The sequence below is a fragment of the Candidatus Poriferisodalis sp. genome (assembly GCF_965215815.1).
In the GTDB taxonomy this organism is placed as follows: domain Bacteria; phylum Actinomycetota; class Acidimicrobiia; order Acidimicrobiales; family Poriferisodalaceae; genus Poriferisodalis.
Genome location: NZ_CBDCEO010000013.1, coordinates 2,447,264 through 2,469,855 on the forward strand (window position 1 = coordinate 2,447,264; position 22,592 = coordinate 2,469,855).

General features: G+C 63.7%; 27 protein-coding genes. 13 read left to right on the top strand and 14 right to left on the bottom strand.

Annotation, left to right across the window (positions count from 1 at the left end; genetic code table 11):
• Positions 1–248: 248 nt before the first annotated feature.
• The 3 genes from ACOOHB_RS21070 to ACOOHB_RS21080 form a co-directional block, all read right to left on the bottom strand.
• Positions 249–1,373: an alpha/beta hydrolase family protein gene (locus tag ACOOHB_RS21070; RefSeq protein WP_420446739.1), complete on the bottom strand. Its 1,125-nt coding sequence runs from the start codon at positions 1,371–1,373 to the stop codon at positions 249–251.
• Between the two features lie 18 nt (positions 1,374–1,391).
• Positions 1,392–1,892 carry a VOC family protein gene (locus ACOOHB_RS21075; RefSeq protein WP_420446740.1) on the bottom strand — a complete coding sequence of 167 codons (501 nt, stop codon included), beginning with the start codon at positions 1,890–1,892 and terminating at the stop codon, positions 1,392–1,394.
• 145 nt (positions 1,893–2,037) lie between these two features.
• The gene (locus tag ACOOHB_RS21080; protein ID WP_420446741.1) at positions 2,038–2,520 is read right to left on the bottom strand and encodes a 2'-5' RNA ligase family protein; all 483 of its coding nucleotides are present in this window, start codon (positions 2,518–2,520) and stop codon (positions 2,038–2,040) included.
• A 64-nt stretch (positions 2,521–2,584) separates the two neighbouring features.
• Between ACOOHB_RS21080 and ACOOHB_RS21085 the strand changes: the two genes are divergently transcribed.
• Positions 2,585–3,313 carry a hypothetical protein gene (locus tag ACOOHB_RS21085; RefSeq protein WP_420446742.1) on the top strand — a complete coding sequence of 243 codons (729 nt, stop codon included), beginning with the start codon at positions 2,585–2,587 and terminating at the stop codon, positions 3,311–3,313.
• Positions 3,314–3,382: 69 nt separating this feature from the next.
• Entirely contained in the window at positions 3,383–3,607 is a 225-nt protein-coding gene (locus tag ACOOHB_RS21090; RefSeq protein ID WP_420446743.1) for a peroxiredoxin family protein, read from the top strand.
• 11 nt (positions 3,608–3,618) lie between these two features.
• On the opposite strand, the gene ACOOHB_RS21095 is transcribed toward ACOOHB_RS21090, so the two are convergent.
• The gene (locus ACOOHB_RS21095; protein WP_420446744.1) at positions 3,619–4,440 is read right to left on the bottom strand and encodes an indole-3-glycerol phosphate synthase TrpC; all 822 of its coding nucleotides are present in this window, start codon (positions 4,438–4,440) and stop codon (positions 3,619–3,621) included.
• A 121-nt stretch (positions 4,441–4,561) separates the two neighbouring features.
• On the opposite strand from ACOOHB_RS21095, the gene ACOOHB_RS21100 reads away from it, so the two are divergent.
• The 4 genes from ACOOHB_RS21100 to ACOOHB_RS21115 all read left to right on the top strand — a co-directional run bounded on the left by ACOOHB_RS21100 (position 4,562) and on the right by ACOOHB_RS21115 (position 7,426).
• Positions 4,562–4,816 (top strand): hypothetical protein, encoded by a 255-nt coding sequence (locus ACOOHB_RS21100; RefSeq protein ID WP_420446745.1) that lies wholly within the window; start codon positions 4,562–4,564, stop codon positions 4,814–4,816.
• 53 nt (positions 4,817–4,869) lie between these two features.
• Positions 4,870–5,103, top strand: coding sequence for a ChpI protein (locus ACOOHB_RS21105; protein ID WP_420446746.1), 234 nt, complete (start codon positions 4,870–4,872; stop codon positions 5,101–5,103).
• Positions 5,103–5,462: a type II toxin-antitoxin system PemK/MazF family toxin gene (locus tag ACOOHB_RS21110; RefSeq protein ID WP_420446747.1), complete on the top strand. Its 360-nt coding sequence runs from the start codon at positions 5,103–5,105 to the stop codon at positions 5,460–5,462. Before ACOOHB_RS21105 ends, ACOOHB_RS21110 begins: the two co-directional genes overlap by 1 nt.
• Positions 5,463–6,289: 827 nt before the next feature.
• The gene (locus ACOOHB_RS21115) at positions 6,290–7,426 is read left to right on the top strand and encodes a Fic family protein (protein ID WP_420446748.1); all 1,137 of its coding nucleotides are present in this window, start codon (positions 6,290–6,292) and stop codon (positions 7,424–7,426) included.
• A 37-nt stretch (positions 7,427–7,463) separates the two neighbouring features.
• On the opposite strand, the gene ACOOHB_RS21120 is transcribed toward ACOOHB_RS21115, so the two are convergent.
• Positions 7,464–8,528, bottom strand: a complete 1,065-nt coding sequence (locus ACOOHB_RS21120) for a cell wall-binding repeat-containing protein (protein WP_420446749.1) — start codon at positions 8,526–8,528, stop codon at positions 7,464–7,466.
• Positions 8,529–8,734: 206 nt separating this feature from the next.
• Between ACOOHB_RS21120 and ACOOHB_RS21125 the strand changes: the two genes are divergently transcribed.
• Positions 8,735–9,202 (top strand): hypothetical protein, encoded by a 468-nt coding sequence (locus ACOOHB_RS21125; RefSeq protein ID WP_420446750.1) that lies wholly within the window; start codon positions 8,735–8,737, stop codon positions 9,200–9,202.
• A gap of 22 nt (positions 9,203–9,224) precedes the next feature.
• On the opposite strand, the gene ACOOHB_RS21130 is transcribed toward ACOOHB_RS21125, so the two are convergent.
• Entirely contained in the window at positions 9,225–9,839 is a 615-nt protein-coding gene (locus tag ACOOHB_RS21130; protein ID WP_420446751.1) for a PQ-loop domain-containing transporter, read from the bottom strand.
• Positions 9,840–9,988: 149 nt separating this feature from the next.
• Here ACOOHB_RS21130 and ACOOHB_RS21135 point away from each other — a divergent pair, with 149 nt between their 5' ends.
• On the top strand, positions 9,989–11,305 hold the full coding sequence (locus tag ACOOHB_RS21135) for a CynX/NimT family MFS transporter (RefSeq protein WP_420446752.1): 1,317 nt from the start codon (positions 9,989–9,991) through the stop codon (positions 11,303–11,305).
• 68 nt (positions 11,306–11,373) lie between these two features.
• A complete protein-coding gene (locus ACOOHB_RS21140; RefSeq protein ID WP_420446753.1) occupies positions 11,374–11,691 on the top strand; it encodes a formate/nitrite transporter family protein in 318 nt (105 codons plus the stop codon).
• 30 nt (positions 11,692–11,721) lie between these two features.
• Here the strand turns inward: ACOOHB_RS21140 and ACOOHB_RS21145 are convergent, their stop codons facing one another.
• From ACOOHB_RS21145 to ACOOHB_RS21170, 6 genes are all read right to left on the bottom strand, one after another.
• Positions 11,722–12,174, bottom strand: a complete 453-nt coding sequence (locus tag ACOOHB_RS21145; protein WP_420446754.1) for a nitroreductase/quinone reductase family protein — start codon at positions 12,172–12,174, stop codon at positions 11,722–11,724.
• A 231-nt stretch (positions 12,175–12,405) separates the two neighbouring features.
• Positions 12,406–14,019 (bottom strand): ABC transporter substrate-binding protein, encoded by a 1,614-nt coding sequence (locus ACOOHB_RS21150; protein ID WP_420446755.1) that lies wholly within the window; start codon positions 14,017–14,019, stop codon positions 12,406–12,408.
• 203 nt (positions 14,020–14,222) lie between these two features.
• Complete coding sequence (locus ACOOHB_RS21155) at positions 14,223–15,611, bottom strand: transaminase (protein ID WP_420446756.1); 1,389 nt, start codon at positions 15,609–15,611, stop codon at positions 14,223–14,225.
• Positions 15,608–17,704 (bottom strand): dipeptide ABC transporter ATP-binding protein, encoded by a 2,097-nt coding sequence (locus ACOOHB_RS21160; protein ID WP_420446757.1) that lies wholly within the window; start codon positions 17,702–17,704, stop codon positions 15,608–15,610. Before ACOOHB_RS21160 ends, ACOOHB_RS21155 begins: the two co-directional genes overlap by 4 nt.
• On the bottom strand, positions 17,701–18,492 hold the full coding sequence (locus ACOOHB_RS21165; protein ID WP_420446758.1) for an ABC transporter permease: 792 nt from the start codon (positions 18,490–18,492) through the stop codon (positions 17,701–17,703). The genes ACOOHB_RS21160 and ACOOHB_RS21165 overlap by 4 nt, the downstream gene beginning before the upstream one ends.
• Before the next feature lie 182 nt (positions 18,493–18,674).
• On the bottom strand, positions 18,675–19,619 hold the full coding sequence (locus ACOOHB_RS21170) for an ABC transporter permease (RefSeq protein ID WP_420446759.1): 945 nt from the start codon (positions 19,617–19,619) through the stop codon (positions 18,675–18,677).
• Between the two features lie 314 nt (positions 19,620–19,933).
• Between ACOOHB_RS21170 and ACOOHB_RS21175 the strand changes: the two genes are divergently transcribed.
• The 4 genes from ACOOHB_RS21175 (at position 19,934) to ACOOHB_RS21190 (ending at position 21,544) form a co-directional block, all read left to right on the top strand.
• Entirely contained in the window at positions 19,934–20,209 is a 276-nt protein-coding gene (locus ACOOHB_RS21175; protein ID WP_420446760.1) for a hypothetical protein, read from the top strand.
• 36 nt (positions 20,210–20,245) lie between these two features.
• Positions 20,246–20,548, top strand: a complete 303-nt coding sequence (locus ACOOHB_RS21180; protein WP_420446761.1) for a type II toxin-antitoxin system Phd/YefM family antitoxin — start codon at positions 20,246–20,248, stop codon at positions 20,546–20,548.
• A 3-nt stretch (positions 20,549–20,551) separates the two neighbouring features.
• Entirely contained in the window at positions 20,552–20,962 is a 411-nt protein-coding gene (locus ACOOHB_RS21185) for a type II toxin-antitoxin system VapC family toxin (protein ID WP_420446762.1), read from the top strand.
• Between the two features lie 240 nt (positions 20,963–21,202).
• Positions 21,203–21,544 carry a hypothetical protein gene (locus ACOOHB_RS21190; protein WP_420446763.1) on the top strand — a complete coding sequence of 114 codons (342 nt, stop codon included), beginning with the start codon at positions 21,203–21,205 and terminating at the stop codon, positions 21,542–21,544.
• Positions 21,545–21,590: 46 nt separating this feature from the next.
• On the opposite strand, the gene ACOOHB_RS21195 is transcribed toward ACOOHB_RS21190, so the two are convergent.
• Positions 21,591–21,932: a hypothetical protein gene (locus tag ACOOHB_RS21195; RefSeq protein WP_420446764.1), complete on the bottom strand. Its 342-nt coding sequence runs from the start codon at positions 21,930–21,932 to the stop codon at positions 21,591–21,593.
• Positions 21,933–22,149: 217 nt separating this feature from the next.
• Positions 22,150–22,428, bottom strand: a complete 279-nt coding sequence (locus ACOOHB_RS21200) for a hypothetical protein (protein WP_420446765.1) — start codon at positions 22,426–22,428, stop codon at positions 22,150–22,152.
• Positions 22,429–22,592: the final 164 nt, after the last annotated feature.

Genomic DNA, 22,592 nt, shown 5'->3' on the forward strand with positions numbered 1-22,592 from the left:
GCATGCGACATGCAAACACTTGTACACTCCTTTTGTTTATTACAATTACATGACAGCCAGTTTGGTGATGTTTCATGTTTTTCGGATGCTCTCCCCGATCACGATGCCCAACCCCCAACCCCCAACCCACCTATCCGCTCACGCTCTCACAGGGTGCTAAAAACGTGCCGATATCGCGGGCTGGCGGAGGCAAGGCCGCTGGTTAGCGGATTGGTCGATTGACCGAAACCGACTTCGTCAGCAGCCTGCTAAGCGGTGTGGGTGCGGACCCAGTCGGTGATGAGATCGGCGGCTTCGGCTCGGGCACCGGCGGGCTCGATCAGGTAATGGTCGCCGGTGACGCTGTGCACCGGCACGTCGGGCGCACCCGGTCGGCCGCGCAGCGCATCGACGATCTTGGCCGTGTCGGAGGTGAAGATGCCCGTGTCGGCATCAGCATCGATGACGATCGCCGGCAGCGTGATGTGCTGCGCCTGGTCGGTGCTGCACTGCGAGTCGCTGAGGCTCCACATCGACAACCAGGTCCGCAGTGAGCTGACCGTGCCGACGCCGAAGATCCCGTAGTTGGCCCGGCGCGGATCGCCGAGGTAGCAACCGGGCACGGTTCGCTGGCTGGGGTCAATCGAGCCGTCGAGCATGCGCAGGTCGGCCCACAGTCGCGGCACCGTGAAGAGGCGCTCGCGATGTCCCGCGCCAGCCAGTCGGTCGAGCTCGTTCTTGCACCACGCAGTGATGCGGTCGTTACGCGCACGTTGTGCGCTTCGATAGGCGGCGATGAACTCGGCATCGAACGGGGGCTGCCGGTCTGGAGCGAAGGGGTCAAGGCTCGGGTCGACGCTGAGGGGATCGTTCTCGTCGGTGACCGATGGGTCCATCCAGTTCGTCAGCACTTCAGCGCGGCCGGTGTGCGCAACGATGGAGACGTAGAGGTCACCGCCCGCCAGATCGTCGATCGCCGGGTTGAGACTTCGCCGGCTGTACTCGGGAACCAAATTGGGTGCTGTGGCCTGGGCTTGATAGGTGGCCATGAGCGAGCCCCCGCCGCTGTTGCCCAGCAGCACGACGCAGTCGACACCTTGGCTGCGCAGCCATCGAATCCCGATGTCGATGTCCGCTAGGGCCAGATCGGCCAGGAAGTACGGCTCGGCACCACGGAAGCGGGTGTTCCAGCCGAGGAAGCCCAAGCCACGCTCGGCGATGTATTCGGCCAGGTAGTGCTCACTGAAGTCGATGTTGTAGTGGGTTGCGATCAGTGCTGTGCGAGGCTCGTGGCCCTCGGGTCGGTAGTAGACGCCCTGGCAGGGATGCCCGCCGACGCCGGCTCGGGGGGTGCTAGCGCTCGGCAGCGCGACGAACTCACGGGTGATGCCCATCTGCTGGCCGGCCCCTGTTCAGGCCGAGGCGTCAGTGGGCACCGGAGCGCGCATCACCGCCAGTGCCCCCGCAGGGTCGGGTTCGAAGCCGGTCGTGTCCGCGCACAGCTCGACCATGATGCCGTTCGGGTCGAGGTAGTAGAGCGACTGGCACCATCCATGGTCGATGTCCATGAGCGGCTTCATCCCGGCCCCGGTCATGCGGTTGCGGACGGTCTCTTGCATTTCCGGTGTGGCCCTCACTGCGACGTGGTTGACCCAGACCGGGAGTCCCACCGACTTGCTGAGGTCAGTGCTGAAGTCGGCCTGCTCGCCCATGTTGGCGATCTGGAAGAACGCAATGCACTCCCCGTCGCCGATGTCATAGAAGACGTGCTTGATCCAGCCCGTAGGACCGCCGTCGGGAGCCGGGCGTTCGTCCTTTTCGGCATGCACCAGCGGGAACCCCATGAGCTCCTCATAGAAGCGGTGCGTCGCCTCGAGGTCCTTTGTTGCGTATGCGACGTGATGAAGTCCCATGTTTCCTCCTGTTGTGACCGGCCCTTCTGCGAGCGATGGCGTTCTGCCGTGTCGATGCGCGGACACCGTCCTGGCCGGACCGCGCGGTTTCAGGCTGTCACATTCCGGCGGGCCAAATCGCCAAGTCGGCCCGCAGCCGTATGGGTCACTTAAGCGGGAAAGTAGCGACGTCCACGTAGCCGCCCCAAGGTGCCGATTCGACGAGGCTGATCTGGTTCACGTCGAAAGCTTCGTGGAGCCGTGGCCAGTCCACCGGCGGCGGGCGGCGCCGGAACCGTGCCACAGTCAGGTGCCCCACAAAGGGGTGGTCCGGCGGCGGGTCGCCGATGAACCGGGTGCCGTCGATGACCGAGGCGGCCAGCTCGTCGACGCCCTCAGCAGGCAGCATGAGTACACCACGACCCAGTCGTTCTGGAGCTGGACCAATGGTCACCCGAGCGGTGGGAAACGTCGTCGATTCCAAGGTGCTGCGCGTCTCGTCTTGGTCGCACTCGCCGAGGAAGCGCAACGTGATGTGCAAACGGTGCGGCTTCGTCCAGCTGACTCCCGGAGCGGCCGGTCGAGCAAGCCCAGCCAATTCGTCGACGACAGACTCGGGCGGCCACACGGCGACGAACAAGCGCGGCACGGCGTGAAACTAGTGGCCTGTTGCGGCATCTGAGGCCGCCTGGCGGCGGGTTACGCTCGCAACCGTGGCCCGCCTCCTGCGACGCGCGATAACTCTCCTCGCCTGCTGCCTTGCGAGCGCGGGCCTCGTGGCTGGCTGCAGCAGCGACAGTGACGAGACACCGCAAGCAGTGGTCGAAGGCACGGCCGCTCCGGCCGCAGCGACCACGGAAGCCCCGGTCAGCGACACCTCGGCGCCCGACTCTGACGGCGACGACGACGGCGACGGCGACGGCCATGATTCGGGTGAAGACGATGGGGATGATCGTCACCTCGACGATGATGATGGCGACGAGGACGAGCAAGACGACGCCGACGATGACGGCCCTCGGGACGATGACTATGACGGCGACGGCCGCGACGCCGACGATGACGGTCCTCGGGACGATGATGATGGCTACGAGGATGAAGATCGGGGCGAGGACGGCCGCGACGCCGACGATGACGGTGAGGGGCAGGAAGAAGAGGACGAGGGCGAGTCCGACGATCGGCACGACGAGGCCGAAGGCGAATCAACGGAAACATCCGACGCTGAGCCGGGGGAGGGCACCGAACCCGATCCAGAGAGCGAAGACGACGAGGACGACCAGGCAGAAACCGGCGGCGAGCCCGAAGACGTCGTCGCCGAACCCGAGCCGACCGAAGATCGGCCCCAGGTGCTGGCGCTGGCCGTGCCGCAGCTCGACGGTGCGACATTCGACGTCGACGCGGTGGCCGGTCGAGACGTGCTGCTGTGGTTCTGGGCGCCTTGGTGACCGACCTGCCAGAGCGAAGCGCCTGCGGTCGCAGCGCTGAAGTCACAGCACGGAGACAATCTCGTCCTGGTGGGCATTCCCGGGCGCGACACCAAAGCGGCCATGTCGCGTTTCGTGAGCACGTACGGCGTCGGAAACATGCCGCACCTACCCGACGAGAACGGCGACTTGGCGGCGCAACTCGGCGTCAGCTATCACCCCCGCTGGCTGCTGATCCGTGCCGACGGCACCGTGGAACGCGGCGGCGGCGTCCCACCCGACAACATCGTCCAAGACGCCTTGACCCCCGGCTGATCGGGGATTGGTTATTCGGCGTCGGCCAGCAGTTCTCGCAGCAATTCCGGTGGATCGTCGGCGGTGACCAGCGCCTCGCCGATCAGGGCAGCGTGGTAGCCGGCGTTGAAGATTGCCTTCATCGGCGTTCCGCCCGGCACGCCGATGCCTGACGCCGCCACAAGCAGGATCCCGTCGTCGATTCCCTCGAAGCAGCGGCTGACCCGCACTGCCTTGTCGTAGTCCACGGTGAACTTTGTCGATTCGGGGTTGTCACGCTGGTTGATCGCGATCATGTAGGCGCCGAGGCCGACTGCTGCTTCGAACTCCGCCGCGTCACGCACCTCGGTCAGCACGTCGACGCCGAGCGACAGCGCAAGCTCTTGTATCGGCGGCAGCTGCGACGGGTCGATGTCGGCGAGGATGACGAGCATCGCGTCGGCGCCCATCGCGTGGCTGTCGCGCACATCGTCGAGCGTGCACAGGAAGTCCTTACGCAGTACCGGGAGGCCGGTGACGGCCTTGGCGGCCTGCAAGTCCTCGGGGGAGCCGCCGAACCGATCGCTCTCGGTCAGCACCGACAGACACGACGCCCCGCCGGCCTTGTACTCGGACGCAAGATCGGCGGCGTCCGCGTCGGCCCGCAACTCCCCGCGTGACGGCGAGCGGCGCTTGATCTCGGCGATCACCGAGAGCCCGTCTTCCCGCAGCGCAGCGGCGAATCGATGTCCGGCCGCCACCGAAGTCGCCTCGGCGTCATCGACAGCAGCGTTGTCAGCAGCCATAGGGACGATCTCACTCCGCGACTCGGCAATGCCTAAGAGATTGGCCCGCGACTCTACGGGCCGCAACACGAACTAGGGCCTCTGTGCGCCGCCAGCGAGTCCCCGAAGTGGCGGTTCTCGCCGGGCCTGAGTGCCCGTACGACAGAAATCGTTTGGCCGTCCGGCAAGCATTGAAATATATTCAAGTTCGATGAATGAAGAGCTCTTGAATGATGACGGCGGTGAATTGCAGCGCCGTGAGTTGCGTGCCGCAGGAGTGCTCATCGCATCCGACGCACGCCTGCGGCCGACTACCACGATGGTCGTCGACGACGAGACGGGCGACACCGTGGCGGTAGCTGCCCTGCTGCTCGACGTGACCCGCCCAGACTGCGTCGATCGAGTCGTGAGCTGGTTGCGTGACACAGCAACCCTCCTCGAAGCCATCCGCGAACTCGAGCGCTGAGCATGTGCGTTCTCGATGCTCAAGCTGTGGTAATACCGGGTTATACTACGCGCATGAAGATCGCCGTGTCGATCCCGGACGACGTGTTTCAGGCAGCCGAGGAACTCGCAGCGCGGGAACGCTGCTCTCGGTCGAGCCTGTACACGCGAGCGCTCAGACGCTTGCTGACAGAGGCCACGCGCGACGAGGTGACAGAGCGGCTCAACGACATCTACAGCGATGAGCCCTCGAGGCTGGATCCGGTCTTGCGTGCAGCCCAGGCACGTGCGCTGTCGGGCGATTGTTGATGCAGCGCGGCCACATCTGCTGGACGGATCTTGGTGAACCCGCTGGATCGGAGCCCGGCCTTCGCCGCCCGGTGGTCATAGTTTCCGACGACAACTTCAATCGCAGCCGCATCGCGACAGTCATCGGCGTTGCCGTGACAAGCAATCTCCGGCTCTCCGACGCGCCCGGCAACGTGGGGCTGCCCGCATCCGAATCTGGACTGTCCCTCGATTCTGTTGTCAACGTCTCACAGGTGGTCACCATCGACAAGGCAGAGCTGTCCGAGCCGATCAGTGTCATCAGTGCCGCCACGATGGAACGCATCGAAGACGGTCTCTGTCTCGTCCTCGGTTTGACTTCGCCCCTCGCGCGCCGGTGAGGTCGCCTCGCCGAAAGGCCCCCCATGGACCCCAAACGAATCGGCGACGCCACGCTTTGACATCGCTCCCCGTAGGTACTCATGGGTGGCCGTCACTGACGAGTCATTCGAACACGACCCGCCGGCTCGACTGGCCGACGTAGCCAGTCCTCTGATCACATCCAAGAATCAGGCGAGGCGGCCGGACAATCACCCACGCCCCGCTGTTCCTCATGGAGAGCCGTGTCGGTCCGTCCGCCTGAGCTGTGGTTCAGAATGTGAACTGGGCAATCTGGGGCTTCTTCGCCGCTGACCTCGGTGTCCGCCTCGTCCTCACGGAAATGGCCCCGGCGCGTTACCTCCGTCGATACTGGTTCGATGCAGCGATCGTGGTGCTCGCGCTGATTCCGGTCGTGAGACCGTTGCGTGTGCTGCGTAGCGCACGCGTCCTGCGCCTCTTGCGTTTGACGACCGGCATGAGCTTTCTCGCGACCCTGTGGCATGGCCGAGGCAGGCGCGCCTGGAGATTCGGGGGAGCCTCCGCGGCGGCAATGCCCTCATCGTCGTCTTCGTGGTGGTTGTCGTCGCCCCGATACTGGTCTGGCTTGTTGAACGAGCGGGCGGCGGGCAGATTGACAGGCTCGGCTGTTCTCGGTATCGGGTATTCGGGGGGAACGAGAAGCAGAGCTATGGGCAACCTCGGCCTTGCTGTCCGTGCTCTCCGTCGTTCGTCCCTTGTCGAAGCGGATCAGCAAGAAATTCCGGAGAGTGCCGACAATGGGACCGAGCGCGTCATGCGCCGGGAATCGTAGTTATTCGGAAGGTTGTGGCATTATCCTTCCGAAAGAATGATTGTTTCGGAAGGCTCTGCCGGGAGACATGTCTCCGTTGAGTGGAACGGCCGCCCGGTTGACGCGTGGGTACCGGCGCCATTGGCGGAGCGCGACTTCTCCCTGAGAACAGCCGATGCTCGCGCTGCGGAGCGAGCTGTCGCCGCGCTCCGATCTGCGGACAGTCAGCTCCCGGCTGCATGGGAAGTTCTCGCACGCTTGTTGCTGCGCCACGAGGGCATCGCTTCCTCGGGAATCGAGGGGTTGCGCGAACCGGTGGAGTCGGTGCTTGTCGCAGAACGAGTCGGTGGTGCTGGACCGGCTGGCTGGGTGGCGGACAACCTTACGGTCATCGGGGCGGCGCTAGAGATGGCAGATCAGCCACTCACCGTTCAGACCCTGCACAACTGGCACGCGCAGCTGATGCGACACAGCAGCCTGCCGGCCGAGATGCTGGGGGCATTCCGTCCTGCCCTCGGATGGGTCGGAGGGCGCTCACCGCTCGATGCCGCCTATGTGCCACCGCCTCCGCAGGAGATACCGGCTCTCGTCGACGATCTCGTGAGTTTCGCAGACCGCTCCGAAACCGATCTCGACGCGGTCACGCAAGCCGCTCTAGTGCACGCCCAATTCGAAGCCATCCATCCCTACGGAGATGGCAATGGGCGGCTCGGTCGGGTACTCGTCAGCAGAACGCTGCGACGAGCTGGCATCGCCAAGCGCACGACTGTGCCGGTCAGCGTCGCCATCGCTCGGGATCCCGGCGGCTACTTGTCGGGCCTGCGTCTGTTCGAAGAAGGTCAGATCGGACCGTGGGTCCGGTGGTTCGCAGAAGTCGCTGAGCGCGCCGCCCGTATGACCTTGGACATCGTGCACCAGACCGAGGAGGTGCGGCGGCGCTGGACGGCCGCCGTCGCAGGTCTTCGGGCCGACAGCTCTGCATTGGCGCTGCTGCCATTGCTGCCTGGATACCCAGTGCTCTGTGCGGCCGACGTCGCTGAACTGCTTGATGTCAGCGAACGATCGGGCCGCTCGGCCCTTGATTCCTTGGCGCATCGCGGCGTGCTCTCGCCGATCGACGTGGATGCCGGGAGCATCGGCCGCCGCCGCCGATGGTTCGCTGCCACCGACCTGCTCGAGGCATGGTCGCCGTGATCTCGCCCCTCTGTTCAACGACTGACCGAGCTCACGACTATTCGTCCGTGGTGACGATCTCTTCGCCTCGTTGCAGGTAGGCGTCGATGGCCTCCTGGGAGACGGCGGCTTCCCCGCCGATCACGATGAGCATCAGTGGTTCGTCGCCGCACTTGGCCTGAGCTGCGCGGGCCTCGTCGAGATAGGCCATCGTTGCTGGGGGCAACTCGTCGGGGGCGGTGAGCAGCAGAGGCGCGCCGTAACGGGCCAGCATGGGAGTAGCGCTGAAGGCGTCGTACGGCACCCATGCTCGAGTGAGGCCTACAGCGAGACTCCCCCCGTGGATGTGGCAGGAATTCAACCCAGTGATGCGAGCGACCTCGACGGCAGTCTCGAACCGCGTTTGGCCGGCGACTCTCAAGGTCCGGATGTCGAGCTCGCGAATCGAGTCCTCGACGTCTTGCGAGAGCGCTGCCGCGCCGCCCATGAGGATGACCTGTTCGACATCGTAAGAACTGAGGAATTCTCGGATCTTCGAGTGCAGGGCGTGTGGTGGGTTCAGCAGGATCGGCAAGTGGTCGTAGGAGGCTAGGCGTCCGGCGACGAGCGCATCTGCGAACACCTGGCCGCTCGCCAAGATGACTGTCCGCACACCGCGAAATTGAGACAAGCCCCCGAGACGCTCCGCCACCGCCACGCTGGTCAGAAATTGATCGCTGCCATCGATGCGGAATACCTCCATACCGGCTTTGGCAAGCTGGTCGTCGACGGCAGGCGATATTGCGTTCGTGCTGATGAGCGTGACGAAGGGCGCTCCGTTTGAAGGCGATGTGAAGCGCCTCAGGTACTCCATGGTCTTCGGGGGCACGGCGTTCCGGCGTGTCAAGATCACCGGCGTGTCGAATGGTGCGGTCACGACGGCGTCGTGCCACTTGAAGCCCGACACCATCATCACTGAAACGATGAGGTCGCCTTTGAAGTCCGAGAACGCCTTGGTCGTCAGCACCGACGTCTCGAAGCGGTCGGCACCTCCATAGCGAACGACGTTCACCTTGGCCAAGGCCGTCTCGACGGCCGTGTCCTCGGCAGCGCCGAGCGGGGATGCCGTGACTCCCACCGTCATTGCCCCGACGAGAGCAGCGGCAACAGCGCACCGGATCATCCGCTGGCTGCGACTGGGCATCATTCCGCGGCGACTTGCGCGGCGGGGCGGCAAGCCCGAATTGTCTGGACGCTGTGCCACAAGCAGGATACTTCCACAGCCACAACGGATCCCGGTGGGGGATCGGCGCGTCTCGACGCTGCAAGGTGCGCGGTAGCTTCGCCGCGGTGCTGAAAGATCTCCGTGAGCTGCCTCGGACGGTATGGCCACGGGCTCTTACCTATGGCGGCATTGCAGCGGTACTCATCGGGGTGCCCTCGGACCTGATCGACACGCCGATCTTCGGTCGACCCGTTGCCGTTCGCTGGCTCGACTACGTGATCCTGGCAGCCACCTCGGCCTTGATCGGGTTGATACTGGCTATCCGCCCTGCGCCCAGCAGCGAAGCCAGCACCGACACGGCCGTGGAGCGACAGGGCACCGCCACCCTCTGGGGCGGGTTCGTGTCATTCCTCGCCGTCGGCTGTCCAGTGTGCAACCAGGCAATCGTCGCCCTCGTGGGCGTCTCGGGCGCCTTGGCATGGTGGGCCCCGGTGCAGCCGGTCGTTGGCCTGATCGCTCTCGGCCTTCTGCTGTGGACGCTGCGCAAGCGCTTGCGCACCTATCGCGTCAGCGCTTGCCCGATTCCCGCCTGATTCGGGGCCAACAGCGGCCCGATCAGGATGGTTCCGCGAGGACAGAGCGGATCTGGTGGCGAGTGATCCACAACCGCAACAAAATGAGTGCTGAAAGCAGGAATGCGGTCGAGCCGTAGACCATGATCGGCCCCGCTGCAACGAGCACGCCGTAGAAGCCCCACAAGATGCCTTCCCCGCCAGTGAGCACCCAAGTGAGCGGTGAGATGCCCACCGGTGCATGCGACCTCCAGGCCGCAACCACCGGGGGCCCCAGATACAGCCCGTTCGACAGTCCCAGGACCGTGCCCAAGACGGTCCAGCCCGCCACGAGCTGGAGCGCCACGCATCCCACGCTGACGACCAAGCCGTAGAGCACGCCGGCTCGCACCTTGGCGCCGTTGCGATACAGCAGCAACAGCACCACGCCGAAGCTGATGACCGCAGCCCCGACGGCGGGAATAGTGATCCAGAACTCCTCCGCGATCACATACGCGAGCCATCCAATGTTGATGACCATGCCGACCGCTGCCCAGGCCGGCGAGGTGCCTTCGGTCCGACCGATCCGCACGAGGCGCACGACCTGGGGCACGACCTGGACGAACGTCACCAATGTGGCGACGACACCCACGGCAATGGCGAATTGTTCCTGGGTCACAACAGGACTCGACGAAGGACACCGCGTTGGCCAGGCAGCGATTGCAGCACCCAACGAGCCGCGAGACCGGTCACCATCCCCTGAGTGTCGCAGCCCCCGCGCCATCCCACTAGTGCGGAAGAGACCGTTTGCTAGTTGCATAGACACTCGTGACCACTGGCAACGGCGACCTGAGACCTCAGCGTCGCAGGCTGACGGGCCTGGCCGCGGTGGTCCTGATGGCACTGGTGGCCGCAATCGCTCAGTCGTTCGGGCGGTTCACCTACGGGGTGCTGCTTCCCGCAGTCCGTGACGATTTCGGCCTGTCGAACACCGTCGCCGGCTCGCTGGCCACCGTGAACATGGCGGCGTACTTGGTGGGCAGTCTGATCGTCGCAGCGGCCTCGAGCCGATTCCGCCTGCTCTCGATGATGCGTGTCGGAATCGTGCTCGCGATCATCGGTCAGGCGCTGGCGGCCATCGCCCCGGGTCCATTGGTGCTGGGGGCAGGGCTGTTCTCGATGGGTCTGGGCGGGGCCTTGACGTGGATCCCCGCCCCGGTCGTCACGGCCGACGCGATCGCTCCGGACAAGCGCCCACTCGCAATCGGGTTCCTCGGCGCGGGCATGGGCCTCGGCGTTGTCTTCGCCGGCCAGCTTTCCGGCTTCGTCCGTTCGACCATGGGCGATGCGTCCTGGCGGAACGTGTACTTGGTGCAGCTCCTGATCGGAGCGGTCGTTGCCGCAGCGGTGCTGCTGCTCATCGGCCACCGCCAGGAGCGCTTGGCGTCCAAGTCCGGCCTCGGCGGGTTCAGCGCCTTGCGGCGCATGCGCGGCTGGGTGCCGCTGGTGTGCTCATTTACGGTCTTCGGGCTGCTGTACCTGCTGGTCATTGCGTTCCTGACGACCCGGTTGGAGGACGACAACGGCTGGACGAGTTCGCAGGCGTCGCTGGCCTTCACCCTGGTCGGGTTGGCGATGATCTTCGGCGGTCCGCTGTTCATCGCGCTCGGAGAACGCATCGGAGCGCGCCGGACACTGGTGATCTCGTTTGCCGGCTGGGCGGTCGTCACCACGCTGATCCTGCCGGGATGGTTCGTGCCGACGTTGGTCTTGGCGGTAGCGATCGGGTTGCTGTTCGCGGCGATGCCGAGCGTGCTGACCGTCTACGTCGTTACGAACACCACAACCGACGACTACGGGCCCTCGTTCGCCGCCACAACGTTCTCCTTCGGCATCGCCCAGATGATCTCGCCTCAGCTCGGCGGCTTCATCGCCGACGCCACGGGGTCGTTCACACTGGTGTTCCTGCTGTCAGCAGCATTGGGGGTGGTCGGCATGTTTGCGTCACTCTGGCTTCCCCGGCACACAAGACCCGCTTTCCAGCCGATGCCGGTTCATGCGGTTGCTGCCGCTCCGCCTGCCGACTGGCGCATGATCGACATGACCTTCGACGTCGCACCGGCGAAGGCCACTGCGAACCGCTGAGGATTGAGTAGCCAGGCGCTCCTCGCCGTTGGGATGCGGGTCGTCGTCAGGGGCAGTTGAACGCCTTCTTGAGTTCGTCGACGATGTCGTCGAACCTCGGCATCGGCCCCACACGGCTCCTGATGGGCCTCGGCTTGTCGACGGGCCTGTTCTTGGTGGTGATCACAGGCGCGGAACTCTTCACCGGCAACAAGCTGATGGTCATCGGATTGCTCGATCACCAGATCACGGTCCGCCAACTCATCCGCAACTGGATCTCGGTGTACCTGGGCAACTTCGTCGGCGCGATTGCGGTGGTGCTGCCCATCTCCGCATTCGTCGCCGGCGCCGCGGTGTCGCTGGCCAACTGGTTCGTGCACCTGCGCAAGATCCCGATCGTCGGCTGATCCTGTCGACGATCTCGCCCCGAGGTGCCGCTAGGTGCCGTCGGCCGGGCCTTCGTCAGCGGGTTCGAGCAGGACGATGGGGAACTGGCGGTCGGTCTTGCGCTGGAATCGGACGTAGTGGTCGTCCTTGGCGGCGATCTGCGCCCACAGCGCTGCGCGTTCGTCGCCCTCGGCGAGCCGGGCTGTCATCTGCTGGGTGCCGTCGCGGTTGCGAACCGTGACCGCCGGGTTATCGCGCATGTTCAGGAACCACGCTGGGTGCTTCGTGTCACCTCCACGGGAACCGATGACGGCGAAGGCATCACCTGGTTGGGCGACCACGGACAGCAGCGCCGAGCGTGGCTCACCGCTGCGGCGGCCCGTAGTGGTCACCTCGATGATGGGCGTGCCCTTGTGAATCCAGCCGACACGGCCGCCGCTGAGCCGGATCGCCGTGCGGTTCAGCCAGTTGGCCGCCCTGAACGCGAAATCAGATACCGGCAACCTTGCCTCCAGCCCTGCGTGGCAGCTTCGCCAGTGTCTATCTTCCCAGCGCAGACAGAGCCTGCTGGACCCACGGGCGCCGGCTGCGACACGCCGATTCGGTGCTGGTCACACGTGACTGCGACCGTCCTGGGCAGGCGTAGCTGCGGTGCGTTCGTGTGGATGGCGGCAAGAGGTGAGCCGGCCGCGACCAGTCGCGGCCAGCTCACCTGCCGGTATCAGTTATCGATATCAGTTATCCAAGTCCAGCCAGGCATCCTGGAAGAGCGGCCAGCTCAACGGATGCGGGCTCACGCCTTGGACATAATTCTGCACGGCGATCAATTCCGGCCGGAATGCCGCGACGATCGCCGGCACGTCCTCGATCAGGATCCGCTGGACCTCCGCGTAGCTCTCCTGCTGGCCCGCGAGATCTTGCCCCTTTGCCAATTCGATCAGCGCGTCAACCTCCGGGTTGACGTAGTGCGGCGCGTTGTACGGCGATGCGCTGTGGAACTGCTCGCTCAGAGCTTGGTCCGGATCGGCGCCCCTCCAGGCGTCGATCGTCAACGTCTCGTTCTGCCACACCGTGTCCCAGAACCCGGCCGAGGGATTGACCACGACGTTGACCCGGATGCCCGCGGGTGCAGCACTCTCTTTGAATGCCACCGCGATGTCCATCGCCCCTGTCGTGATATCGGCCGTGTGCAGGTCGATGTCGATTCCGTCTGGGTACCCGGCCTCCGCCAGCAGTGACTTGGCCAGTTCTGGGTCATAGGGCGGGGGCGCATATTGCGACGCGAAGACGGCGTTGCTGGTGCCGATCGGGTGGTCGTAACCGGGCGCTCCCAAGCCCAGCAGCGCCACCTGGTTGACAAGCTCCCGGTCCATCGCTGCCTGGAAGGCCTGCCGGAGCAGCTTGTTGTCGAAGGGTGGCCTGGCGTTGTCCATGGCCAGCCCCAGCCAGCCCCAGCCTTCCAGCACCAACACGTGGGTGTCGGGATGGGCGTCGATTTCAGGGACGCTCAAGGGGGCCATGCCGTGTTGAATCAGGTCCACGTCGCCGGCCAGGAGTGCCGCTACCCGACCTGCGGGCTCGGGGATGTTCAGAAAGACAATCTCATCCACATAGGGCTTGCCCTCTTCCCAGTAGTTGGGGTTCCGCACCATCGTGATGCGTTCACCCGGCAGGTGCTCGTCAAGAATGAAGGGCCCCGTGCCGACCGCTCCCAAGACCAAGTCGGCGAGATCTAGGTTGGCGGGAAGTATCCGTGCCTCAGACTTCTGCAGGTAGCTCGGGAAGTACCCGTTGGGGCCATCGAGGTCAAAGCGGACGGTGAAGTCGTCGAGGACGACGATGTCCGTGATGATGTTGAGAATGGCCCGCAGCGGTGAGTCAAGCTCGGGATCCAGCAGACGGTCGAACGTGAAGACGACGTCCTCCGCACTGAAGTCCTTCCCGTTGTGGAACGTCACCCCCTCCCGAAGGTAGAAGGTGTAGGATGTGAGGTCGTCGTTGGCCTCCCACGAAGTGGCCAGCTCCGGCTTCATCGTGAGATCCGGCTGGATCATGAGCAAGTTGTCATAGGTGTGCTGGGTAACAGCGGTGGTCACCGCGGATACCGAGATGGCTGGGTCCAGCGTGTGCGTGTCCGCGACCAGCGCGACCCGCAGCGTGCCGCCGTACTTCGGCCCCCCCTCGTCGGGCGGGGCGGTGGTCTCGGGCGCAGCAGCTGCGGCGGCGGTCGTCGCCGGTGCCGCGGCGTCATCGCCGGTATCGCTGGTGCCGGTGCAGGCCCCAGCGACAAGCGCTAGCGCTATCAGCGGTACGCCCAAGTTCAGGAATCGTCGGTTTGATGCTCGCATGTCGGTTCACCCCTCGAACTACCCCACTGTCGAAGGGATTCCGGCAGCGGAATCTAAGTATTTTGTTGGTATGCCCAGTACATCGGTGCATACTTATATTGAAAAAACAAATAAACAACAATCATCATTTAGTTAATGACAATCGTTGATGATGCCTACTACCCCTTGAGGGCGCTGTCAAACGCACCGTTGAGAGTGACGCACTATCCGATTAATTCATTCACGCACTCACCAAACACGCCGACGTAGTAGTCGACGTCGTCATCTGTAACCGCTGGAGAGTTCAAGGCCGAGAGTGCCATGGCGAGAATGATAATACCGCGATTGACATAAAAAGCATGGAAATATTGTATGAGTTCATCGCCGCGGATACTGAAGCTTTGCTCGTCGCCCCGGATCTGAGCCTCCGCCATCGTACGAGGCCTCTCCAAGGAGAAGCCGACTCGCACTCCATAGCCGAGCCAGCGGCTGACTCTCCACGGGAGGTCAGCAGCCGTGACGACTTCTTGCATGCCCTTGGCCATCCGCTCACCGGCCGACATCATCCGCTCGTAGGCCGACTCGGTCATGACATGCTCCAGATTCGCCCGCAGCGCCGCAACAGCCAGCGCGTTGCCCGACAGGGTGCTGCCGATGCCCGCGACGAAGAAATTCTCGAACAGCGGCATGACGCTGTCTGCGACCTCCTGGCTGAGGCCCATGACTGAGGCAGGCATGCCGCCGGCGATCCCTTTGCCTGCGACAAAAATGTCTGGCTCCAGATTCCACAGACCTGTGCATCCTCCCCAGGCGGCGCCGATGCCATGCGTCTCATCGATGATGAGCTTGGTGCCATAGCGACGCGTCAGATCTCGGAGGGCGACGTGGAAGTCCTGATCAAAGGGACCACGAAGAGCCTGAGAGAACGTTGGCTCGGTAATGACGCAGGCAACGTCCCGTGGGGACAATGCCTTCTCTACTGCATCGAGGTCGTAAGGATCAACGACACGGGTCCTCGATTCGGGATCGGGAAGCATCCCTATGCCGAAGTGGACGGCCTTCGGATGAGTAATCATCTTGCCGTCCACGACCGCGACACACGTTTCTTCCACGGTGCCGTGGTAGCTGCCATTGAACATGAGCGTGAGGTGTCGTTGGGTGACTTCGCGCGAAATCTTGATCGCGGCCCTGACCGAATCGCTGGCTGACATATGGATCTGCCATAACGGCAGACCGTATCGACGTGTCAATTCTTCGCCGACCCAGATGGCGTCTTCGGAGGGAAGTGTGAACATAATGCCCCGCTGCGCTTGTTGAGCTATCGCATCAGCAACGGCCGGCGGTGAATGCCCGAATATTGCTCCAAGGTCACCTGCAAGGAGGTCGAGGTAGCGATTGCCATCGACATCGGTCACGTAGGCTCCCCTGCCCTCCGCTATGAACAAGGGAAAGGACGGATCCATAAAACCGTTCATGAAGCAAAACGGAACTCCTCCCAAGAGCGAGTTCTTTGCTCTCTCATACAAGGCCACTGATTTCGGGTGGCTAGCTAGATAGCTTTGCTGCTCGCGCTCCATCAACAGCTTCAGTCGCTGAGGGTCGATTGTGTTCATGGGACTCCTCCTGTTTTTGTGAGTTCTACAGAACTATTTGCCTGTAGATGGGCTAGTTCCTCCAGCGGGATGTGGCAATACAGCACATGATCTCCACCGACTGCCGTCTGTGCCGGCGGTGTTGTCTCGTCGCAAACGTCCCCGATCTTGCGAGGACAGCGACTGGCGAAGACGCAACCCTGAAACTCGGCCCGCATCGTGGGCACGAACCCCGGCAGTCGGATCGTCGTCCGCTGCGCGTCGGGATCAGGGACTGGTGCCGCTGACAACAGTGCCTCGGTATAGGGATGGGACGGCGTGTCGAGCACCTTGTGGGCCTGTCCTGACTCGACCACGTGGCCCGCGTACAGCACCAAGATCTCGTCGGAGAGATAGCGCAGCACGGCCAAGTCATGGGTGATGAACACGTAGGACGTGTCGGTCTCTTCCTGATGAGACCGCAGCAGATTGAGCACCTGCGCCTGGACGGACACGTCCAAGGCGGAGACTGCCTCATCGGCAACGATGATGTCCGGTGAGGCGGCGAAGGCCCCAGCGAGCGCCACGCGCTGTTGTTCACCCCCGCTGAGCTCCCTCGGAGGCCGGTTCAAGTACGCCGGATCCAAGCCCACTGCCTGCAACAGCTCCTCGGCGTGCTGTTGACTCTCCCGCTTGTTCAAGCCTGAGAACTTGCGCAGCGCCCGGACAATGGCGTGACCAACGGCAAGCCTCGGATTGAGGGAAGCCGTCGGGTTCTGAAAGACCATGCGCATGGCCGCCCGTTGAGCGTCGGTCCGGTCGTCAACCTCGGGCGCCAGTTCCTCTTCCTTGAGCCGTAGCTGTCCCTGGTCACGGGGCACCAGTCCGACGATGACCCGGGCAATGGTGCTCTTGCCAGCGCCACTCTCACCCACGATTCCCAGAGTCCGTCCCAGTCCCACCTTGAAGTCCACATCGGTGACGGCACGGACCGGCGGCCGAGTCCGTGGGCCGAACATCCAGTACTTGCGGCCCCAGCTTCCGTAGAAACGGCGCAGATCCTTGGCCCTCAGAACCGGTTCTTGCTGGACGCGCCCAGTTTCCACATTCGTGTCCAACTCGCCCCACACTCCCGGTGCGATGTCATTCGGGTACAAGCAGCGTGACGAGTGCCCGACCACCGGTTCGGCCATCGGCGGAGCCTTCTGACTGCACGACTCGGTGGCCATGGGACACCGCGATACGAAGAGACAAGCGTCCGGCGCCGGCTCGCTGGCCGGGAACACCGCACCGGGGATCCGGGTGAGCCCGACGGTCGCTCCGTCTTCCGTCGGTGGCTTGGGCACACAGTGCAGCAGCCCCGTCGTGTACGGATGCTTGGGATCTCTGAACAGTTGCCGCACCGAGGCCTCTTCCACCGTCTCGCCGGCGTACATCACCACGACTCGATCTGCGACGGCTGCGATCACTCCTAGGTCGTGTGTCACATACAGGATTCCCGCGTTGATTCGGTGCTTCAGATCGACGATCAACTCCAGGATCGTGGCCTGCGTGGTGACGTCCAGCCCCGTCGTCGGCTCGTCCAGGATCAGCAGATCCGGCTCGCAGGCCAGCGCCATGGCGATCACCACGCGCTGCTGTTGGCCGCCGCTCAACTCGTGGGGATACCGTCGGAGAACCGCCTCCGGTTCGGCGAGCCGCACGCTCTCGAACAGCTCGATGGTGGCGCGGCGACTCTGTCGGGCGTCCGCGTTCAGGTGTTCGCGCAGCACCTCGGAGACCTGCGGCCCAACACGCATGGTCGGATTCAGCGACGTCGCGGGGTCTTGATACACCATCGCGATGCGGTTGCCCCGCAAGCGGCGCAGCTCTGCCGCGTTCATGTCCGCAACTTCTCGACCTTCGAAGAGAATTCGGCCGCTCACCCGTGTCGTGCCCGGCAGGTAGCCCATGGCGGCGAAGGCAGTGGTCGACTTGCCGGATCCCGACTCTCCCGCGAGTCCCAAGACTTCACCGCGTCGCACGTTCAGCGATGCATCCCGCACGGCCCGGACGGTGCCCCGCGGCGTGAGGAAGGTGACGCCCAGTTGCTCCACCTGGAGCAACGGCGCTCCACCGAGTGCGTTGCTGCTCATCCGACGACCTCTCGGGGCATCCCGCGGGCGTGCTTGATGCCATCGGTCAGCAGATTGACGCCCACCACCAACGTGGCGACCGCGCCTGCCGGCGCCAGCGTGATCCATGGCGCGCTGCCGATGAACTGTCTGCCCTCCGCGATCATGAGGCCCCAATCCGGCGAAGGCGGTTGGACTCCCAGACCCAGGAACCCCAGGGAGGACACCAGCAAGATCGAGTAGCTGAGCCGCACCGCGAACTCCACGCCGAGCGTCGGCAGTGCATGAGGCATGATTTCCCTGAAGATGATGTAGGTCGCCGACTCGCCCCGCAGGCGGGCGCTCATCACGAACTCCAGGTTCTTGGCTTGCAGAGTGACGCTTCGCATGACCCGCGCCGCTGAGGGTGCGAAGACGAGGCCGATGGTGACGACGATCAGCGAGCCCTGCCAGTAGGCCTCAAGCCACCGCCAGGGGGCGTCTCGAGCACCCAGTGTTGTCAGCATCAACAGGGCCAGCAGCAGCGCCGGGAACGCCATCATCCCGTCCATGACGCGCATCACTACTTGGTCCACGCGGCCGCCCTTGTAGCCGCTGCTCATCCCGATCAACGTGCCCCAGAACAGACCCAGCAGCGCACCAGCGAGAGAAAGGAGGATCAGAGAGCCCCCGCCGGACAGCACGCGGCTGAAGACGTCGCGCCCGAAATGGTCGCTCCCGAACAGATACGTCCAGCTCGGCCCCGCAAGGCGATGCGTTGCGGGATAGTCCGGAGGCACATGAAACTCGGTAATCGAATATGGGGCCACGAATGGGCCAAGAATCGCCAGCAATATATGGAATATGACGATGGGCAATCCGATGCGTCCAGCCGTCGTGGAGAGAGAAAGTCGCAAGAAGGTGCGGATCCCCCGACCGATTGCCGATCGCGCGTGCCGAACGGTGCCGGGCACTTCAGTTTGCTGCCCGCTCGTGTTCTGCCACATCACAATCAGGTCAACCGTATGCGCGGATCTAGGATCCGATAGCTGATATCTGCAAAGAGGTTGCTGAAGGTATACGCCACTGCAATGAGGAGAGCGCAGGCCTGCAACAGAGGACCGTCACGGGTCTGGATTGAATTCAACAACAGCTGACCCAGGCCTGGATAAGCAAAGACGTTCTCGACGATGATGAGGCCCCCCAGGAGCCATCCGACGGTGGTTGCGACGACAGTAATCGTGGGCAGCATCGCGTTGGGAACGGCGTGCCGGAATATGACCCTTTTTCTCGAGAGTCCCTTCAGGGTCGCCGACCGCACGTAGTGGCTGTCCATCGTCTCGATCACGCTGGCTCGCGTCATACGCATGATGTAGGCAAAGAGCGCAATGGTCAGGGTGAGGGTTGGCAAGATCAGGATTTCTGGCTTCGTCAGCGGAGTCTCGCCGCGGGGTATGGCGCTGGTAGTAGGCAACCAGCCAAGCTTTAACGCGACGATGATGGTGAGGAACAGCCCGGTCACGAACTCGGGCAGCGAAATGCCGATCATGCCGATCAGGGTCACTGCGCGGTCGCCCTTGCTGTTGGGACGCACCCCGGCCCATATGCCCACCAGCACTGCCGATGGGACCGCAATCAGCAACGCAGATACAGCAAGATATATCGAAGGTAAGAGACGATGACCCACAATGCCTGTTATTGGCTGTCGCTGTATCAAGGAGGTGCCCAGGTCGCCTTGCACTGCGCCCCAGATCCATTTTCCGTATCGCTCAGGGGCGGAGCGATCTAATCCCAGCTCTTCGCGCAGGTGCTTGACGTTCTGCTCCGTGGCGTACTGCCCCATCAATCTTTCCGCGGCATCACTCGGCAGGGCCTCCGAAACCGCGAAAATGACCACCGAGACCACCAAGAGGGTGACCACGATCAAAGCGAAGCGCAGCGTCAGAAAGCGAACCATGTGTCCGGCACCGTCTCAGAAGCGTTTGGGACCAATCGTGTTCAGCTGTCTGTGGGCACCGCGTTTCGTATCGTAGTGCGGGCATGACGGGCGCACAGCGTCTGAAACTGATCAAGTTCGTTGTACGTCGGGGTCTTTCGTGAGTTGGAGACCTGATGCCGGTTTCCTGGCTGCGGATTCCTAATTCCGCGCCACCCCGACCCGCACCGGGACCGACGACCGCCGAGACGGCCGCTCGGTTCGTTCGAATCCCTGGGTGCGAGGCGTACGCTGGCTTTGCGTTCTTCGTGCGTTGAGCGCTGCGTCAGGTTCGAATGGCAACACTCTTGGCGATCGTGTTCTTTGGGTCCCTCGTCGGGGGGCTCGGCGCGCTCGCAGCGGCCATCGTGTTCCCGGAGCGACGCGTGATCGCGCTCTATGTGGCGACGGCGTTGCTGGTCGTGGCGGGCTGGCTTTCCATCCTCTCCATCGGGATCTTCATCCTCATAGTGCCGTTCTGCACAGGTCTCGCTGCCGCCTCACTGACCCGTCGGAGCGGTCGCCGTTCCGGAAGGCCGCAGAAGGCCGCAGACCGAGATCGCTCAGACTGAGGCCGATGCCGATCGCAGGCTGTAATATACATACTGATGTATATCAAGGCGATCACGATCACAGATCGACAGTCCATTGCTGAGGCGCGGCGCAACCTGCCGTCGCTCATCCGCGAGGCCGAGAGCGGTAAGGCGGTGGAGTTGACCCGCCGGGGCGAGCCCGTGGCAGTTCTGATCAGCTGCCAAGCATTTGAACGGCTCACCAACGGCCCTCGAAGTTTCGACGATGCGTACCGAGCATTCTCCGACAGCGTCGGACTTGCCGAGATGGAACTCGACCCCGGCGAGCTGTTTGGAGATCTGCGGGATTCAGTGCCCGGCCGCGACGTACCGCTGTAGGCGATGAGGTACCTCTTGGACACGAACATCGTGTCTGAGCCGTTGCGGCCGCAGCCGGACGCCGAGGTGCTGCGGCGTCTTGGTGAGCATGACCGCGAGATCGCAATCCCGGCGCTGGTCTGGCACGAAATGCGATTTGGCTGCTGTCGGCTTCCCCAATCGCGCCGGCGCGAAACGATCGAGCGCTATATCGACGAAGTCGTGCTCGAACGCTTCGAAGTGGTGGATTACGACCGCCGGGCGGCCGACTGGCACGCTCGGGAGCGCGCCCGACTGACCGCTGCTGGCACGACGCCGCCCTTTGTAGACGGCCAAATAGCGGCCATCGCTGCTGTCAACGGGCTGATCCTCGTCACTGCAAACACATCGGATTTTGCGGCGTTCGAGGACCTGGACGTCGAACGCTGGGGATGAAACCGCCTCCACGGGATGCTGCAGAAGTTGTTCGCGAGATCGACCCCAAAAATCTCCTGTCCCAAGTAGAGACCCTCGTCGAAACCGTGTTGCATCGTCCGTTCAACGCCCGTTCGACACCGGCGCTATCGGGGTCTGTTCCGTGTCTTGTGTCCGAGATCACGGGCAGTGGGCGCGGTTCTGTGTTCTTGTATACGAGAACACAGAACGTTCGGCAGCCTGTGAGCATGCCGCCGCGGGGTGCTCCACATCGTCTCCCCGCCGATAGTCATCGATGCAGTTGTGGGCTCGGGTCGTGCCGCCGTGGTGCGGCCACGCGGTGCGCTGGACAGCCAAGTCGCCAAAGAGGTGGCGATCGCGTGCTTGTCCACACCAGACCGCAAGCACCGTGTCCGTGAGGTAGAGCGCTACTTGCTGCGGGCCCCGAGCGCTGTGTCTGTAGCCATGTCAGGACTCCGTGATCGAGGCTTGCTGACCTCAGCCGGCGAAGCATGGCCTGTCGTCGACCAAATCATCGAAGTCGACGTCGTCGGGGCTGATCTCGGGCAGCGGTTCGGGTGGGACAAAGGAATCGAGACCTGATGTTTCGCTAACCGCTCGCTCACACTGAGTCGGATGCTTCGGCCGTTTACGCCGAAGTCGCCGGACTGCGTATCCAATGCGGTCGATGAGCCAAGACATCGGCGCAGTAGCTCCAACGAGTCCCGTCGCCGATGAGCCGGAGGACCGGCACCCTGCCGCCGGCTGATGCGATTACCCAGACTTCGTCGATGCCGGGAAACTCGATGGCTGCGAGGTCCGGTAGGCAGTCCTGGAATTCGAACGCTCCCGCGAGCTGTGTAGCCGGCTCACCGTTGTCGAGTACCACGACCAGCCATCGCAATTGGTCGTTGGTCGTCCATTGGTTGCGCTTCAGCTTGTGCTGCACTGAGTCTTGAATGGCCCCGATCAAGTCGTCCGTTTCCGTCACCCGTCGGAAATTGAAGGTGCTCGTACCTACCCGCACACTGAGGCGTCCCTCGGCCTCCAGCTCCGCAAGTTCCGCCGCGAGAGTTCGGCGATCGCCGCTCACCCTGTGGCTTCAGGACCTCGATATGCGCCGCCGGGCGGCATTGCCCGATGACGAATCGAGCAAGCATCTCGTCCGAATGTTGGATTCATGCCGCTAGATGATTAGTTCCAAGGGGTCAGTGGTCTAGGCGGTGAGTGAGCGTGCTGGTCGGCTGCCCCGCCGGGGTGGAGTCCACCAGCCACACGTCGTCGTGCCACGACTCGCACTCGCGTGCGGGCCATCCCATGACACGAGCGATCATCTCGGCGCTGCGCCGCAGCCGCTTGTTGTGGCCGTCGCGGTTCGCCAGATACTCGAAGATCGCGTTGGCCAGTTCGATGCTGTGACGGCCGGCTCTTGCTTTCAGGGGGGGGGGGGGGTACGGTTCCGTTCCGTTGACATGCAAGGTGCTCATTGTTAGCTGAGTTCGCTGAAGGCAGCGTCTGAGTGCTGTGCGGCTCGGAGGGGGACCCGTTGGTGAGTCCTGGTGCTCTGGGCGTCGGTTGGTGTTGGTGTTGGTGTGTCCAGCGGACCGCGTAGGGGGCCGGCCCAGCGACGGGCCCGGCGTCGTGCGCCGCT